This is a genomic window from Streptomyces sp. NPDC050147, assembly GCF_040660195.1.
Taxonomy (GTDB): Bacteria; Actinomycetota; Actinomycetes; order Streptomycetales; family Streptomycetaceae; genus Streptomyces.
In genome coordinates this window covers 220,306-236,259 of the sequence record NZ_JBFALJ010000008.1, presented here as the reverse complement: position 1 = coordinate 236,259, position 15,954 = coordinate 220,306, and the positions used below count along the sequence as shown (strand labels likewise).

The 15,954-nt window shown below is 70.3% G+C and carries 13 protein-coding genes; 6 read left to right on the top strand and 7 right to left on the bottom strand.

What is annotated here, in order from left to right; genetic code table 11:
* The first annotated feature begins 9 nt into the window (after positions 1-9).
* Both AB0I94_RS15575 and AB0I94_RS15570 read left to right on the top strand, forming a co-directional pair.
* Positions 10-510 carry a DUF485 domain-containing protein gene (locus AB0I94_RS15575; RefSeq protein ID WP_363310089.1) on the top strand — a complete coding sequence of 167 codons (501 nt, stop codon included), beginning with the start codon at positions 10-12 and terminating at the stop codon, positions 508-510.
* Positions 507-2,099 carry a cation acetate symporter gene (locus tag AB0I94_RS15570; RefSeq protein WP_363310088.1) on the top strand — a complete coding sequence of 531 codons (1,593 nt, stop codon included), beginning with the start codon at positions 507-509 and terminating at the stop codon, positions 2,097-2,099. The genes AB0I94_RS15575 and AB0I94_RS15570 overlap by 4 nt, the downstream gene beginning before the upstream one ends.
* Positions 2,100-2,116: 17 nt before the next feature.
* On the opposite strand, the gene AB0I94_RS15565 is transcribed toward AB0I94_RS15570, so the two are convergent.
* From AB0I94_RS15565 to AB0I94_RS15550, 4 genes are read right to left on the bottom strand one after another with little or no spacing between them, the layout of a single operon-like run.
* Positions 2,117-2,797: a response regulator gene (locus AB0I94_RS15565; RefSeq protein ID WP_363310087.1), complete on the bottom strand. Its 681-nt coding sequence runs from the start codon at positions 2,795-2,797 to the stop codon at positions 2,117-2,119.
* On the bottom strand, positions 2,794-4,452 hold the full coding sequence (locus AB0I94_RS15560) for a sensor histidine kinase (RefSeq protein WP_363310086.1): 1,659 nt from the start codon (positions 4,450-4,452) through the stop codon (positions 2,794-2,796). The genes AB0I94_RS15565 and AB0I94_RS15560 overlap by 4 nt, the downstream gene beginning before the upstream one ends.
* Before the next feature lie 28 nt (positions 4,453-4,480).
* Complete coding sequence (locus AB0I94_RS15555) at positions 4,481-5,449, bottom strand: sucrase ferredoxin (RefSeq protein WP_363310085.1); 969 nt, start codon at positions 5,447-5,449, stop codon at positions 4,481-4,483.
* Positions 5,450-5,485: 36 nt separating this feature from the next.
* Positions 5,486-6,748, bottom strand: coding sequence for a citrate synthase family protein (locus AB0I94_RS15550; protein ID WP_363310084.1), 1,263 nt, complete (start codon positions 6,746-6,748; stop codon positions 5,486-5,488).
* Between the two features lie 114 nt (positions 6,749-6,862).
* On the opposite strand from AB0I94_RS15550, the gene AB0I94_RS15545 reads away from it, so the two are divergent.
* Positions 6,863-8,035 (top strand): citrate synthase/methylcitrate synthase, encoded by a 1,173-nt coding sequence (locus AB0I94_RS15545; protein ID WP_363310083.1) that lies wholly within the window; start codon positions 6,863-6,865, stop codon positions 8,033-8,035.
* A gap of 161 nt (positions 8,036-8,196) precedes the next feature.
* Here the strand turns inward: AB0I94_RS15545 and AB0I94_RS15540 are convergent, their stop codons facing one another.
* Complete coding sequence (locus tag AB0I94_RS15540) at positions 8,197-8,433, bottom strand: hypothetical protein (RefSeq protein WP_190085148.1); 237 nt, start codon at positions 8,431-8,433, stop codon at positions 8,197-8,199.
* A gap of 164 nt (positions 8,434-8,597) precedes the next feature.
* Positions 8,598-9,152, bottom strand: coding sequence for a DUF6082 family protein (locus tag AB0I94_RS15535; RefSeq protein WP_363310082.1), 555 nt, complete (start codon positions 9,150-9,152; stop codon positions 8,598-8,600).
* 290 nt (positions 9,153-9,442) lie between these two features.
* Between AB0I94_RS15535 and AB0I94_RS15530 the strand changes: the two genes are divergently transcribed.
* Positions 9,443-10,486, top strand: a complete 1,044-nt coding sequence (locus tag AB0I94_RS15530; RefSeq protein ID WP_363310081.1) for a GTP-binding protein — start codon at positions 9,443-9,445, stop codon at positions 10,484-10,486.
* On the opposite strand, the gene AB0I94_RS15525 is transcribed toward AB0I94_RS15530, so the two are convergent.
* Positions 10,487-12,940, bottom strand: coding sequence for a DNA topoisomerase IV subunit A (locus tag AB0I94_RS15525; protein ID WP_363310080.1), 2,454 nt, complete (start codon positions 12,938-12,940; stop codon positions 10,487-10,489).
* Between the two features lie 213 nt (positions 12,941-13,153).
* Here AB0I94_RS15525 and AB0I94_RS15520 point away from each other — a divergent pair, with 213 nt between their 5' ends.
* Together AB0I94_RS15520 and AB0I94_RS15515 are read left to right on the top strand one after the other, a co-directional pair.
* Positions 13,154-14,518, top strand: coding sequence for a pitrilysin family protein (locus AB0I94_RS15520; protein WP_363310079.1), 1,365 nt, complete (start codon positions 13,154-13,156; stop codon positions 14,516-14,518).
* Complete coding sequence (locus tag AB0I94_RS15515; RefSeq protein WP_363310078.1) at positions 14,515-15,915, top strand: pitrilysin family protein; 1,401 nt, start codon at positions 14,515-14,517, stop codon at positions 15,913-15,915. Before AB0I94_RS15520 ends, AB0I94_RS15515 begins: the two co-directional genes overlap by 4 nt.
* The last annotated feature ends 39 nt before the right edge of the window (positions 15,916-15,954 follow it).

The following is a 15,954-nucleotide window of genomic DNA, read 5'->3' as shown; positions in this document are numbered from 1 at the left end:
GAGAGTTCGGTGGAGAAGCACGACGGGCGCGACGCGGGGCAGGTGCGGACCGGCGATCCGAGGGATCCTTGGTACGACGCGCTTGCGTCCGGCTGGGGTGAGTTGGACGGCACGGGCGCGCCGGCGACCGTGGCGCCGCCCCGAGCCGCGCCGGAGCGGACCGCGAGCGCGGCCGACATCTACCTGGAGGTCCAGCGCAGCGCTGCCTTCCAGGAGGTGCGCGGCCGGTATCGGCGGTTCGCCTTTCCCGCAGTGGCCCTCTTCTTCACCTGGTACGTCGCGTACGTCGTGACGGCCACGACGGCACCGGGGCTGATGGCGCGGCCCGTCGCCGGATCCGTGAACGTCGCGATGCTCGCCGGCCTCGGCCAGTTCCTCACCACCTTCCTCCTGACCTGGGCGTACGCCCGCCACGCCCGGCTGCGGAGGGACCATGCGGCGCTCGATCTGCGCTGGGCCGTGTTCGAGCAGAAGCGCGAGCAGGAACTGGCCCGGGGGAGCGAGCGATGACCGGGGACCACCAGACGCTCGCCCTGCTCCTGTTCGGCGTGTTCGTGGCCGTCACGCTCGCCATCACGACGTGGGTGAGCCGCAACCGGCACGGTTCGGCGGAGGAGTTCTACGCGGGCGGACGGCTTTTCTCGCCCATGGAGAATGGATTCGCCATCGCGGGCGACTACATGTCGGCCGCCTCCTTCCTCGGCATCTCCGGACTGATCGCCCTCTTCGGGTACGACGGGCTGCTCTACTCGGTGGGCTTCCTCGTCGCCTGGCTGGTCGTGCTGTTCCTGGTGGCCGAACTGGTGCGCAACTGCGGCCGGTTCACGCTCGCCGATGTCGTCGCCGCACGGATGAGGGAGCGACCCGTACGCATCGCGGCGGGAACTTCCTCGGTGACCGTGTCCGTTCTCTACCTGGTGGCGCAGATGGTAGGGGCGGGCTCACTGGTCGCGCTGCTGCTCGGTGGGACGAGCGGGGCGGCGCAGGCCTGGACGGTGATCGGCGTCGGCGCGCTCATGGTCATCTATGTGTCGTTGGGAGGGATGCGCGCCACCACCTGGATCCAGATCGTCAAGGCCGTCCTGCTGATGTGCGGGGCGATCACGCTCACCGTGCTCGTGCTGGTGCGTTTCCACGGCGACTTCGACCAGTTGCTGCGGACCGCGGCAGACCGCAGCGGTCACGGCAGCCAGTTCCTCGCGCCCGGCCTCAAGTACGGCGGCGACTGGACCTCGCGCCTGGACTTCATCAGCCTCGGCCTCGCGCTGGTCCTCGGCACGGCCGGCCTGCCGCACATCCTTTCCCGCTTCTACACGGTGCCGACCGCGCGAGCGGCCCGCCGCTCCGTCGTCTGGTCCATCGGCCTCATCGGCAGCTTCTACCTGATGACGATCGTGCTCGGGTTCGGCGCCGCCGCGATCGTGGGCTCCGATGCCGTGCGGGGGTCGAACGCCGCGGGGAACACGGCAGTTCCGCTGCTCGCACTCGATCTGGGGGGCGGCGCGGACTCCACAGGAGGAACGGTTCTGTTCGCGATCGTCGCCGCGATCGCCTTCGCCACGATCCTGGCCGTCGTCGCCGGTATCACGCTCGCCTCTTCGGCATCGGTGGCCCACGACCTGTACGCGTCGCTGCGGCGCAAGCACGCGAAGCCGCGCAGTGAGGTGGCGGTTGCGCGCCTCGCCGCCGCCGGGATCGGGGTGGTCGCGATCGGCTTGGGGCTGCTCGCCCGAGATCTCAACGTGGCGTTCCTGGTGGGCCTGGCCTTCGCGGTCGCCGCGTCCGCGAATCTGCCCGTACTGCTCTTCTCGCTGTTCTGGCGCAACTTCACCACGCGGGGAGCGGTCTGGTCGGTCTACGGCGGCCTGGTGCCCTCCCTGGTGCTCGTCGTGCTGTCACCCGTGGTCTCCGGAGGGCCGAGTTCCCTCTTCCCGGGAGTGGACTTCCAGTACTTTCCGCTGGAGAACCCGGGGCTCGTCTCCATCCCGCTCGGCTTCCTCGCCGGATGGCTGGGCACTGTCACCTCGCCGGAGCCCGCGGACGAGGCCAAGCACGCGGAGACCGAAGTGCGGTCGCTCACCGGGGCGGGAGCCGCGTAACTGCTGTGCACGGGCGGCTAGGAGACGCTGGACGCCCATTCGTAGCGGTGCTCCGGGCGGCCCGTGTCGCCGTACTTGAGGCTGAGCCGGACGCGACCCGAGCGCTCCAGGAGCTTCAAGTAGCGCTGGGCCGTCTGGCGGCTCAGCCGGGTGCGGTCGGCCAGTTCCTGGGCCGAGAGAGGGCCTTCAGCGCCCATCAGTGCCCTGCGGACCAGCTCGGCAGTGGTGGGGGAGTGCCCTTTGGGCAGTTCCGGCGCCGGAGTCGCCGAGAGGGCGCCGAAGATGCGGTCGACCTCCGCCTGTTCGGCCTCGCCCCCGCCGTCCAGCGTGCGGCGCAAGGTCGCGTACGCGTCGAGCTTGGCACGAAGTCCCGCGTACGAGAACGGCTTGACCAGGTACTGCAGGGCCCCGTGGCGCATCGCGGCCTGCACGGTGGCGACGTCACGCGCGGCCGTCACCATGATCACGTCGGTCTGATGGCCGCGCTCGCGCAGCGTACGGACCACCGCCAGACCCGTCTCGTCCGGCAGGTAGTGGTCCAAAAGCACCAGGTCGACGGGGAGTTCCTCGATGAGCCGCAGCGCCTCGGCCGCGCTGTGGGCCTTCGCGGCCACCCGGAAGCCGGGGACCTTCGCCACGTAGGCGGCGTTGACGTCCGCGACCCGCACGTCGTCGTCCACGACAAGCACCTCGATCATCGTGTCTCCTCCGTGAGGGGCGGCCCGGACGTGGGGGCCAGGTCGGACTGTGCGAGGGCTTCGGGCAGGACGACGGTGAACTCGGCGCCCCCTTCGGGGGAGGCGTCGGCGCGTGCGCTGCCGCCCTGCCGCTCGGCGAGCCTGCGGACCAGGGCGAGCCCGATGCCGCGCTTGCCGTGCGCCGGAGGCTCCTTGGTGGTCCAGCCCTCCGTGAAGATCGTCTCGCGTTGTTCGGGCGGTACGCCAGGGCCCGTGTCGCTCACCCGAAGGACGACGGCGCGTCCCTCGGTGCGCACATCGACCTCCACGCGCGCGTGGAGGGTGCCCGCCGCGGCGTCGAGCGCGTTGTCGACCAGATTGCCGACGATGGTGACCAGGCCGCCGGGATCGATCAGCCGGTCGGGAAGCGCGGTCTCCCGTGGGACGGCGAGGACGACCCCGCGTTCCGCGGCGACGGTGGCCTTGCCCACCAGGAGCGCGGCGAGCAGCGGATCGCCGATCTTCTCCGTGATCTGTTCGGCGGTGACCCGGTGCGCGCCCGCCACCTCGCCGACGAACTCCGCCGCCTCCTCGTACATCTCGAGCTCCAGGAGGCCGAGCAGGGTGTGCATGCGGTTGGCGTGTTCGTGGTCCTGGGCCCGGAGTGCGTCGATGAGGCCGCGCGTGGAGTCCAGTTCGCGGCCCAGCTGCTCCAGCTCGGTGCGGTCGCGCAGGGTGGCGACGGCGCCACCGTCGTCCGTGGGCATGCGGTTGGCGACCAGGACGCGCTGGCCGCGGACGGTCAGGAGGTCGGTGCCGGTGACCCGCCCGGCGAGCACGTCGGTCGTACGTCCCGGGCCGAGCGCGGTGTCGAGCGGTTGCCCGATGGCTTCCGCGCCGAGGCCGAGGAGACGCTGGGCCTCGTCGTTGAGAAGGCGGACGCGGCCGGCGCGGTCCAGGGCCACCACGCCTTCGCGGATGCTGTGCAGCATGGCCTCGCGCTCCGCGAGAAGCGCCGAGATATCGGAGAAGGCCAGGTCACGGGTCTGTCGCTGCACTCTGCGTGAGATCAGATAGGCGGCCAGGGCGCCGACGGCGAGCGCTCCGCCCGCATAAGCGAAAAGCCCGGGAATCGCGTGGATCAGCCGGGCGCGGACGCTGTCGTACTCGATGCCTACGGAGACGGCGCCCACGATGTCCCCGCCGCTGTCCCGTAGCGGCACCTTGCCGCGGGCCGAGCGGCCCAGGGTGCCGTCGTCGATCTCCATGACCTCGTCCCCGGCAAGTGCCTCGCTGGGGTCGGTGGAGACGACCCGGCCGATCTCGTCGTGGTCGGTGTGGGACCAGCGCACACCGGCCTTGTTCATGATGACGACGTACTCGGCGCCGCTGGCACGCCGGATCCGTTCCGCTTCCGTCTGCACGGGCCCGTCGACGGTCGGCTTCGAGGAGAGCAGGTCCTCGGCGGTCTGTGGCTGGACGGCCGTGGTCTGGGCGATGGCGAGGGCGCGGCGCATCGCCTGGTCGTCAAGCTGGTCGCTGAGCGGCGCGAGGAAGAGCCCGGTCGCGAGCACGGTGACCCCGGCGGCGATGGCCAGCTGCATCAGCAGCACCTGCGAGAAGACCCGCCGCGGCAGGCCGAGGCGGAGTCGACGGACAGGGGTGGTCGGGCTCATGTGTACGAACGGTACGGCGAGCGGAGGGCTACTCCGAAGCCACTGTGGCGGGGATCTCCTGCGCGGCTCCGTACGTGATCGGCCGCACCGCCACGACATCCATGCGCGCCGGGGCCACCGGCGCCGCGCCGCAGCTCTCCGCCCGTGGCGGCTGAGAGGCCCCCTGGGTGACCGCCACGCGCCAGCGCCGTCCGTCGGTGTGGGCCACCGTCACGTCCCAGCGCGAGGCCCTGCCGTCCGTGTGTGGGCCCGTACCGCTCGTGTGGACGACGCTCAAGGCGCCCGCGGCTACCTCGCCCGTCGCGGCGCGCACCGCCAGTTCGGCGGCCTGCCCGGGGCGTTCCCAGGCGGAACTGCCCCGGCAGCCCTCGGTGACGACGCGGCCCCTACGCACCCCTTCGAGGATCTCCTTGACGGCGGTCTGGTCGGAGCGGCCGTACGCGTAGCCGTAGGGCAGGACCAGCAGGGTGGGGGAGAAGCGGTGACCACCCAGATGAGTGACTTCCCAGACGCCCTGTTCACCCGACGTGGCGAGCTCGGCGGCGAGCGGCCTGCCCAGGAGCGCGCAGCAGCGGTCACGCTTGCCGTTCGTGCAGACCAGGGCGAGCGGGGAGCCCGTGTGCGGGGCGCCGAATCCGCCGTGGTCGCCCGCGCCGAGAGCGGTGAAGTCGAGGCCGAGCAGCTCCTTTGGCCGGTCCGTGACGTGGCCACGCAGCCAGGTGTTGCCGGGCGTGGTGTGGGCCACGTACACGCGCCTGCGTGCCGAGGGGTGGCTGTCGGCGTGGCGGCCGGGGCGGCGGATGAGCGCGACCCGTACGCCGGTTCCCTCCGCGGCGGCCTCAAGAGCGCGGCCGACCTCGGGATCCAGGTGGCTCGACGTGAGCGCTTTGGCGCCCCACGGGCCCGGCTGTTCGAGGAGCAGCCAGGTCCTGGCGGTGGCCGCGGTCCCCGCGAGAGGCTCGTCCAGATCCCGCGAAGCGGAGGCGCACGTACTCACAGAGGCGAGCCTAACCTGCGCCGGGTCTGCGCTGATTCATCCCCCGTCGGGCGCGGGCATGGCCTGGGGCGGACGCAGTCCGACGTACTGCCCGCTGGGGCGCATGCGCAGCGGACGTTCCTCGTACTCCTCCAAGGCGTGCGCGATCCAGCCGGCCGTGCGCGCCACGGCGAAGATCGTCTCGCCTGCCTCCGCGGGCATCCCGGAGGAGGCGGTCAGGACGGCGAGTGCCAGGTCGACATTGGCGTGCAGGTCCGTGTGGCGGGCCGTGGTCGCCACCACGTCACGGGCCGCCGCGAGGGCAGGCCCTGCCTCGGGGATGGTCTCCAGGAGCGCGAACAGGGCCTTTGCGCGCGGGTCGTCGCCGGGGTAGAGCCGGTGGCCGAGGCCTGGGATGCGGCGGCCCGCGCGGAGCTCGTCGGCCACGACGGGGGCCGCGCTGCCCCGGTCGAGTACGTCCAGGAGCATGCGGTGCGCCAGGCCGCTCGCCGCGCCGTGCAGAGGGCCCTCCAGGACCCCGAGGCCTGCCGACACCGCGGCGTACGGGTGGGCGCGGGCTGAGGCGGCGACGCGGACGGCGAGCGTCGAGGCAGCGAGGTCGTGGTCGACGAGCAGCGCGAGCGCGGTGTCGAGGGCGCGCAGCGAGGCCTCGTGGGGCTGTCGGCCGCTCAGCCGGGCCCACAGCCGGCGGGCCAGGGGGCCGTCGTCCCGGTGGGCGCGGCTGACCGGGGGCAGCGCCGTGACGAGGGTGGGGATCAGGGTGCGCGCGGTACCGATGACGGCTTCTTCGGAGAGGTCGAAGCGGAGGGGGTCGGCTGCCCCGGCCGAGATGGCGGCCACGCGCAGGCGGTCGGTCGGGCCGCTGTGCTCAGGGAGCGCGTCGACGGCGCGGCGTGCGGCGCCGATGGTCTCCTCGGGGGCGGTGAAGCGGATTCCGGAGCGCATGACGCCGGTCCACAGCCACTCGGCGACCTCTTCGTAGGAGTGCGCCAGGGACAGTTCCGTCGCGTCGACACCGCGGTAGTAGTAGCGGTCCCTGTCGATGAGTGTGATGCGGGTGCGGACGGAGAGTTCGCTGCTCGCGGAGGTGGCGGCGGGTTCACGGCGGTTCCTGCGGGCGAGCGACTCGACCTCCTTGGCGTCGAAGGTGCTGCCTCGGGAGCCGGGGCCGCGGCGGCTGTTGAGCTGGCCCCGGCTCACGTAGGCGTACACCGTCTCGGGCTTCACGCCGAGCAGTTCGGCGGCTTCCCGGGTGCTCAGGCGTCGGGCTTCGGCCGGGGTGGCCTCTTGATCCGTCATGGGCGTCACCGTATCGGTATCCATTGAGGCATACATTGAGTGAATCAATATTGACAGGAATTCAGTCAAGCATGGACAGTCGAATCAAGTCCAGGGAGGAAGTCGAGGAAGAACATGCCGATCAATGGCTCCACCACCCCCACCGGCCCCGTGGAGGTTCCCCGCGGGCTCGCGGGCGTCGTCGTGACCGAGACCCGGCTCGGGGACGTCAGGGGACACGAGGGCTTTTACCACTACCGCCAGTACTCGGCCGTCGAGCTCGCGCAGACCCGCGGGTTCGAGGACGTCTGGCACCTGATGTTCCACGGCGAGTTGCCGGACGCGGGACAGCGGGCCGCTTTCGCCGAGCAGACCGCGGGCCTTCGCCGGCTGCCGGAGGAGGTGCGCGCAGCCCTGCCCGCCATAGCCGGAGCCAGCACCCTCTCGGGGCCGCTCTCCGGGCTGCGTACGGCGCTGTCGCTCTTCGGCGCGGCGAAGGGTTTCCGCCCGGTGTACGACATCGACGCCGACCGGCGCCGTGCCGAGGCGCTCGCCGCGTCCGCTGTCGTGCCGACCCTGCTCACGGCGCTGTATCGGCTCGGGCAGGGACTCGACCCCGTCGAGCCGCGCGACGACCTCTCGTACGCGGCCAACTACCTCTACATGCTGACGGGTTCGGAACCGGATCCGGAGCGGGCGAGGGCGATCGAGCAGTACTTGATCTCAACCATTGATCACGGTTTCAACGCGTCGACGTTCACGGCAAGGGTGATCGCCTCGACGGGCGCGGATGTCGCGGCCTGTCTCGTGGGTGCGGTGGGTGCCCTCTCGGGCCCGCTGCACGGCGGGGCGCCGAGTCGCGCGCTCGACACCCTGGATGCCATTGGCACCCCCGACCGCATCGACGGCTGGATCCGCGAGCGGGTGCTCGCGGGGGACCGGATCATGGGCTTCGGCCACCCCGTCTACCGCACGGAGGACCCGCGTTCGCGCATGCTGCGGGGCATCGCGCGGCAGTTCGGCGGCGGGATGGTGGAGTTCGCGGTCGAGGTCGAGCGCCAGGTCGAGGCGATCCTCGCCGAACTCAAGCCGGGGCGCGAACTGCACACCAACGTGGAGTTCTACGCGGGCGTCGTCATGGAACTGTGCGGCCTGCCCCGCGAGATGTTCACGCCTACCTTCGCTGCGGCGAGGGTCGTGGGCTGGGGGGCCAACATCCTGGAACAGGCGGAGGACTCGAAGATCATCCGGCCGGCGGCGCGGTATGTGGGGGTGGGGGCGCCGGTTCCGGTGCCGGTTCTCGGCTGAGCGCATGACGAGCGTGCGGACGAGTCCTGCTTGTCCGCCTTGGCGCCCGGGTGCCTTCGCTCACGACCTGGGCGAGGGCACCCTCCTCGATGGTTCGCCGTGGTTGGTTCACACCTCGGCCGGGCGAAGCGATCCGGAATATCTGGCTCCTTCAACTGGCGCTAGACGTCGGGGATGTCGCCCTTGGCACGAACGAGCGTCTCGCGGCTCACGATCACGATGCGTTCGTAGTCCGCCCGCGAGGCGTCGGGGGGAAGTTCTTTCTCCAGCGCCGCTGTTGCCTCTGTCCCGATCACAGCGAAGTTCCCATCGCTGAGTTCGAAGACATCCGGGCAGGACTGTCCTGAGGCGCTTCCCCGCTGCTGGGGGGAAGCGCCGATGCGGCGCACGATCTTCAACGGTTTTCCAGTCTGGAGTGGCTTGAGTGCGCCGACCTAACGTCACAAAAGGTTTGGGGCGCAGCGCCTGGGGTATAACGCGCGCGCTTACCCTAGGGACTGGTGATGGCTGAGACAAGCTGAGTCAACCTGGCGTGTACTGTCCCATGGGGCCTCAACTGCCCCTATTCGCATGTGGGTTCGCCGATCACCCACCACTCGTCCGTATCCGCTTCCTCCAGATCTCGGATGAGCTTGTCAACCATTCGGCCCAGGCGAGCCTCGTCCGAGGCGTCCAGCAGGCTGGCTCGGTGCGGCCGCGTGGCCTTCCAGTAGCTGCGGAAGACGGGGTTCTGGCAGATCAGGCGCAGGTGTCCGTGCACCTCTTCCCAGGTGAAGTTGCCGATGCGCCAGAACAGCAGTGCGTTGGTGTACACGGCGTTGGCGAACAGGTACTGACGGAGGGTCCGGGTATCGAGAGTCACGTCGAAGGTGTCCAGGACGGCCGCCAGGTCAGGATCGTCCATCGCCTTGCTGAGCATGTCGAACTGCAGTCGCTGTTGCGCGATCAAAGTGGTGTTGTGCTCGTGCTGGGTCTGTTCCGCGCACGCGAATCGCAGCCGCAGCGCTCCGTGCTTGTATTGCTGAGCGGCCAGGACCGTCAAGGCCCCGACGGCGAAAGCAAGGCCCGCGGTAGCGGCGGACCCCAACCCCCGAATCCCAGATTTCTGTGTGGCCATGTCAACCCCCGAATCGGCGACCGTCCGCCGGTCGTCGGGTGCGGGTCGACAGGGTGAGGACCGGCGAGCGATGGGCGGCGCGCTTGCCGTCTCCCAGGGTGCCGAGCGGCTCTGATCGGCGGGGAGGCGGAGAGGAGGCGCACGGAAGGCATCGGTGGTCGCATGTCCCGGCGCCGTGCCCAATGTGTGCCCCGCCTGCGCCGCTAACAATCGTTCACTTCGCGGCCCTTCTACGCGCACATATCCTGAGGCCGTCTTCATTCGTCGTACGGGATCCGGAGAGGTCGCACGTGAGCAAGCAGCAGATCCCCGTCATCGTCCTCACCGGCTTCCTCGGTTCCGGCAAGACGACCCTGCTCAATCACCTGCTGCACCGCAGCGGTGGCAGCCGTATCGGGGCGATCGTCAATGACTTCGGGTCCATCGAGATCGATGCCATGGCCGTAGCCGGGCAGCTCGGTGACTCCACCGTCTCGCTCGGCAACGGCTGTCTCTGCTGTGCCGTGGACGCCAGTGAGCTCGACGTGTACCTGGAGAAGCTCGCTCAGCCCTCCGCCCGCATCGACGTCATCGTCATCGAGGCCAGCGGGCTCGCCGAGCCGCAGGAGCTCGTGAAAATGGTGCTCGCCAGCGAGAATCCGCACATCGTGTACGGCGGGCTCGTCGAGGTCGTCGATGCCGCCGAGTTCGACGCGACCCGACAGCGGCACCCGGAAGTCGACCGGCATCTCGGGATCGCCGATCTGGTCGTCGTCAACAAGACCGACCGTGTCCCCGAAGAGGAGCGCGAGCGGATCCTCGGCGTCGTCCGGGGCTTCACCGATCGCGCGGCCGTGGTCGCCGCCTCGTACGGGCGGGTGGACGTGGAGCTGCTCCTCGAGCGGAAGCCCGTGGGGGAGCGCGTAGGGCAGCTGTCCTTCGACGACCTGCATCCCCATGAGTCTGAAGACGGGCACCACGACCATCTGCACTCCGCCTACCAGAGTCTTTCCTTCTCCTCCGAAGTGCCCATGGACCCCCGCCCGTTCATGGCCCTCCTCGACAGTCGGCCCGAAGGGCTCTACCGCATCAAGGGGTACGTCGATTTCGGCGCCGCCGACCCGCGCAACAAGTACGCCGTGCACGCCGTGGGGCGGTTCCTGCGGTTCTACCCGGAGCCGTGGGCCGCGGGGGAGCCTCGGCTGACCCAGCTCGTCCTCATCGGGTCCGGCATCGACGTACCCGCCTTGGAGAAGGAGCTGGAGGCCGCGCGCGTGTACGCCCCGCACGCCGGTGCCGATGAGCACAGCATGTGGGGCGTACTTCGCTACGTCCAGGAGCCGCAGGGCGACTGACTACGCCGGGCCGGCCACCGCCGCCACCGGCTTAGCCAGGGAGACCCCCGAGCCGTCGCGGCGCGGGTCGATCTCCGGCAGCTCCGCCGGCAGGCCACTGCGCTGGGCCGCGAGCGGCGGCGTCGGGCCCGCCCACGCGAAGCTCAGGCAGTCCTCGCCCTTCAGGAAGCGCTGGACGCGGACACCACCCGTGGCGCGGCCCTTGCGGGGGTACTGGTCGAACGGCGTCACCTTGGCCGTCGTCTGGACCGAGTCGTCGAGCGTGCCGCGTGAGCCCGCCACCGTGAAGACCACGGCGTCCACGGCCGGGTCCACCGCCACGAAGGAGATGACCTTGACGCCGTCCGCGAGCTTGATGCCCGTCATGCCGCCCGCGGGACGGCCCTGCGGGCGGACCTGCGAGGCCTGATACCGGAGAAGCTGGGCGTCGTCCGTGATGAAGACCAGGTCCTCCTCACCCGTGCGCAGCTCGGCCGCGCCGACGATCCGGTCGCCGTCCTTGAGGGTGATGACCTCCAGCTCGTCCTTGTTCGACGGGTAGTCCGGGACGACGCGCTTGACCACGCCCTGTGCGGTGCCGAGGGCGAGGCCCGGCGAGGACTCGTCCAGGGTCATCAGGCAGATCAGCTTCTCGTCCGCCTCCAGGGAGAGCAGCTCGGAGATCGGCGCCCCTCCGGAGAGGTTCGGCGCCGCATGCGTCTCGGGGAGCTGCGGGAGGTCCACCACGGAGAGGCGCAGCAGCCGCCCCGCGGAGGTCACCGCCCCCACCTCGCCCCGCGCGGTCGCGGGCACCGCGGAGACGATCACGTCGTGCTTGACGCGCTTGGTGTCGCGCTCGGGGAACGGCTCGCCGTTGGCCGTACGGGCGAGGAGGCCCGTCGAGGAGAGGAGCACACGGCAAGGGTCGTCCGCCACCTGCAGCGACACCGCGGGGGCCAGAGTGCCCGCGGATTCCAGGAGGACCGTGCGCCGGTCCGTGCCGAACTTCTTGGCCACGGCGGCCAGTTCGGCGGAGACCAGCTTGCGCAGCTCGGCGTCCGACTCCAGGATCCGGGTCAGCTCGTCGATCTCGCCCTTGAGCTTGTCGCGCTCGGACTCCAGCTCGATGCGGTCGAACTTGGTGAGGCGGCGCAGCGGTGTGTCGAGGATGTACTGCGTCTGGACCTCGCTCAGCGAGAAGCGCTCCATGAGGCGTTCCTTGGCCTGCGCGGAGTTGTCGCTGGAGCGGATGACGCGGATGACCTCGTCGATGTCCAGGAGGGCGACCAGAAGCCCCTCGACCAGGTGCAGCCTGGCCTGCTTCTTGCCGCGTCGGAACTCGCTGCGTCGGCGCACGACATTGAAGCGGTGGTCGAGATAGACCTCGAGCAGCTCCTTGAGGCCGAGGGTGAGGGGCTGGCCGTCCACCAGGGCCACGTTGTTGATGCCGAAGGACTCCTCCATCGGCGTCAGTTTGTAGAGCTGCTCCAGGACGGCCTCCGGGACGAAGCCGTTCTTGATCTCGATGACCAGGCGCAGGCCGTGCGAGCGGTCCGTGAGGTCCTTGACGTCGGCGATGCCCTGCAGCTTCTTCGAGCCGACCAGGTCCTTGATCTTCGCGATGACCTTCTCGGGGCCCACCGAGAAGGGCAGTTCCGTCACGACCAGGCCCTTGCGGCGGGGGGTCACGTTCTCGACGGCCACCGTCGCGCGGATCTTGAAGGTGCCGCGTCCTGATTCGTACGCGTCCTTGACCCCGGACAGGCCGACGATGCGGCCGCCCGTGGGCAGGTCGGGGCCCGGCACGAAACGCATCAGCGTCTCCAGGTCGGCGCCGGGGTGCTTGATCAGATGGCGGGCGGCGGCGATGACCTCCCCGAGGTTGTGCGGCGGCATGTTCGTCGCCATGCCGACGGCGATCCCTGACGCGCCGTTGACCAGGAGGTTCGGATAAGCCGCCGGGAGGGTGACGGGCTCCTGCTCCTGGCCGTCGTAGTTCGACTCGAAGTCGACCGTGTTCTCGTCGATCGACTCCGTCATCAGGGACGTGGCGTCGGCCATCTTGCACTCGGTGTACCGCATGGCGGCCGGCGGGTCGTCGTTGCCGAGCGAGCCGAAGTTGCCGTGGCCGTCCACCAGCGGCAGGCGCATGGAGAAGGGCTGGGCCATGCGCACCAGGGCGTCGTAGATCGAGGCGTCGCCGTGCGGGTGCAACTTACCCATGACCTCGCCGACGACGCGGGCGCACTTCACATAGCCACGGTCGGGGCGCAGGCCCATCTCGTTCATTTGGTAGACGATGCGGCGGTGCACCGGCTTCATGCCGTCGCGGGCGTCCGGCAGGGCGCGCGAGTAGATGACCGAATACGCGTACTCGAGGAAGGAGCCCTGCATCTCGTCGACGACGTCGATGTCAAGGATCTTCTCCTCGAACGACTCATCGGGCGGCGGGGTCTTCGTGCTGCGGCGGGCCATCGCGGCTGCGGCTCCTTCACGGTGTCTGCCAGGGCATCAACGGGTTCTGACGCCGACCATTGTGGACTGTCCCACTGACAACGCCGACCACGACCCGGACTTCGGGGCCGACTACGCCGAGCGCGGAGCGGGAACTTCACAGGTTGTCGGCACGCTTGCATACAGTGTCAGGACTGGCAGAATTTCCAGCTTTTCGCGATCGAAGGGACGTACATGCCCATGGGTCACACGGCCACAGCCGAGGCCGGCTCCGGCGGCCTGACAGCGACCGAGCATCGGCTGGCCAACGGCCTGCGCGTGGTGCTCTCCGAGGACCACCTGACCCCGGTCGCCGCGGTCTGCCTCTGGTACGACGTCGGCTCGCGCCACGAGGTCAAGGGGCGCACGGGCCTCGCGCACCTCTTCGAGCACCTCATGTTCCAGGGCTCGAAGCAGGTGCCGGGCAACGGCCACTTCGAGCTCGTGCAGGGTGCGGGCGGTTCGCTCAACGGCACCACGAGCTTCGAGCGCACCAACTATTTCGAGACCATGCCCGCACACCAGCTCGAGCTGGCCCTGTGGCTGGAAGCCGACCGCATGGGCTCGCTGCTCTCCGCGCTCGACGACGAGTCCATGGAGAACCAGCGGGACGTCGTCAAGAACGAACGCCGCCAGCGCTACGACAACGTTCCGTACGGGACGGCCTTCGAGAAGCTGACCGCCCTCTCGTACCCCGAGGGCCACCCCTACCACCACACCCCGATCGGCTCCATGGCCGACCTGGACGCGGCGACGCTGGAGGACGCGCGGCACTTCTTCCGTACGTACTACGCGCCCAACAACGCCGTCCTGTCGGTCGTCGGCGACATCGACCCGGAGCAGACCCTCGCCTGGGTCGAGAAGTACTTCGGGTCCATCCCCTCGCACGACGGCAAGCAGCCGCCGCGCGACGGCTCGCTGCCCGACACGATCGGCAAGGAGCTGCGCGAGGTCGTCGAGGAAGACGTTCCCGCCCGCGCCCTGATGGCCGCCTACCGCCTCCCCGAGGACGGCACGCGCGCGTGCGACGCGGCCGACCTGGCGCTCACGGTCCTCGGCAGCGGCGAGTCCTCCCGGCTCTACAACCGCCTCGTGCGCCGCGACCGCACCGCCGTGGCGGCCGGGTTCGGCCTGCTGCGGCTCGCCGGCGCCCCCTCGCTCGGCTGGCTGGACGTGAAGACGTCCGGTGACGTCGAGGTCCCCGTCATCGAGGCCGCCGTCGACGAGGAGCTCGCCCGCTTCGCGGAAGAGGGCCCCACCGATGAGGAGATGGAGCGCGCCCAGGCGCAGCTGGAGCGCGAGTGGCTCGACCGGCTCGCCACGGTGGCAGGCCGCGCGGACGAACTCTGCCGGTACGCCGTCCTGTTCGGTGACCCGCAGCTCGCCCTCACCGCCGTCGGGCGCGTCCTGGACGTCACCGCGGAAGAGGTCAAGGCGGCCGCTGCGGCCCGCCTGCGCCCCGACAACCGCGCGGTGCTCGTGTACGAGCCCGTCAGCGACATCGACGGCGCTGCCGCCGCCGAAGCCACCGACGAGGACGAAGAGGAGGCCGCGAAGTGAGCGAGGCCGCAACGATGCAGTTCCACCCGCAGCCCCAGGCGGGCACCGCACGGCCGTGGGCCTTCCCCGCGCCCGAGCGCGCCACCCTGGACAACGGCCTCACGGTGCTGCGCTGCCACCGTCCCGGCCAGCAGGTCGTCGCGGTGGAGATCCACCTGGAGGCGCCGCTCGACGCCGAGCCCGCGGGCCTCGACGGCGTCGCCACGATCATGGCGAGGGCCTTCAACGAAGGCACCGACAAGCACTCCGCCGAGGACTTCGCCGCCGAACTCGACCGCTGCGGCGCCACGATGGACGCGCACGCCGACCACCCCGGCGTACGTGTCTCCCTCGAAGTCCCGGTCTCCCGCCTCCCGAAGGCGCTCGGCCTGCTCTCCGACGCCCTGCGCGCCCCCGCCTTCGCGGACAGCGAGATCGAACGCCTCGTACGCAACCGTCTGGACGAGATCCCGCACGAGGCCGCGAACCCGGGACGCCGTGCCGCCAAGGAGCTCTCCCGGCAGCTCTTCCCGGCGACCTCACGCATGTCGCGCCCCCGCCAGGGCACCGAGGAGACGGTCACCGCCATCGACTCGGCGGCGGTGCGCACCTTCTACGAGAAGCACGTGCGTCCCGCCACGGCGACCGCCGTCGTCGTGGGCGACCTGACTGGGGTCGACCTGGACGCCGTCCTCGCCGACACCGTCGGCGCCTGGACGGGCGGCACCGCGGAGCCGCGTCCGATGCCCCCGGTGACCGCGGACGACACCGGACGTGTCGTCATCGTGGACCGCCCCGGAGCCGTCCAGACGCAGCTGCTCATCGGCCGCGTGGGACCGGACCGGCACGACCGCGTCTGGCCCGCGCAGGTGCTCGGCACGTACTGCCTGGGCGGCACCCTCACCTCACGCCTGGACCGCGTCCTGCGCGAGGAGAAGGGATACACCTACGGCGTACGGTCGTTCGCCCAGGTGCTGCGTTCCGCGGCGCCTTCCTCCCCGGAGGGGGGCACGGGCGCGGCGATGCTCGCCATCAGCGGCTCCGTGGACACCGAGTCCACGGGTCCGGCCCTCGACGACCTGTGGAAGGTCCTGCGCACCCTCGCGGCGGAGGGCCTCACGGACGCCGAGCGCGATGTCGCCGTGCAGAACCTGGTGGGAGTGGCCCCGCTCAAGTACGAGATGGCGGCATCCGTCGCGGCCACCCTCGCCGACCAGGTCGAGCAGCACCTGCCGGACGACTTCCAGGCCCAGCTGTACCGCCAGTTGGCCGCGACCGGCACCGTGGAGGCCACCGCCGCTGTGGTGAGCGCGTTCCCCGTGGACCGTCTTGTGACGGTGCTCGTCGGTGACGCCGCGCAGATCGAGGAGCCCGTCAAGGCGCTCGGCATCGGCGAAGTGAGTGTTGTCACGGGCTGAGCTGGTGATGGCCTGAGCGTGGTGACGGCCTGAGTGATA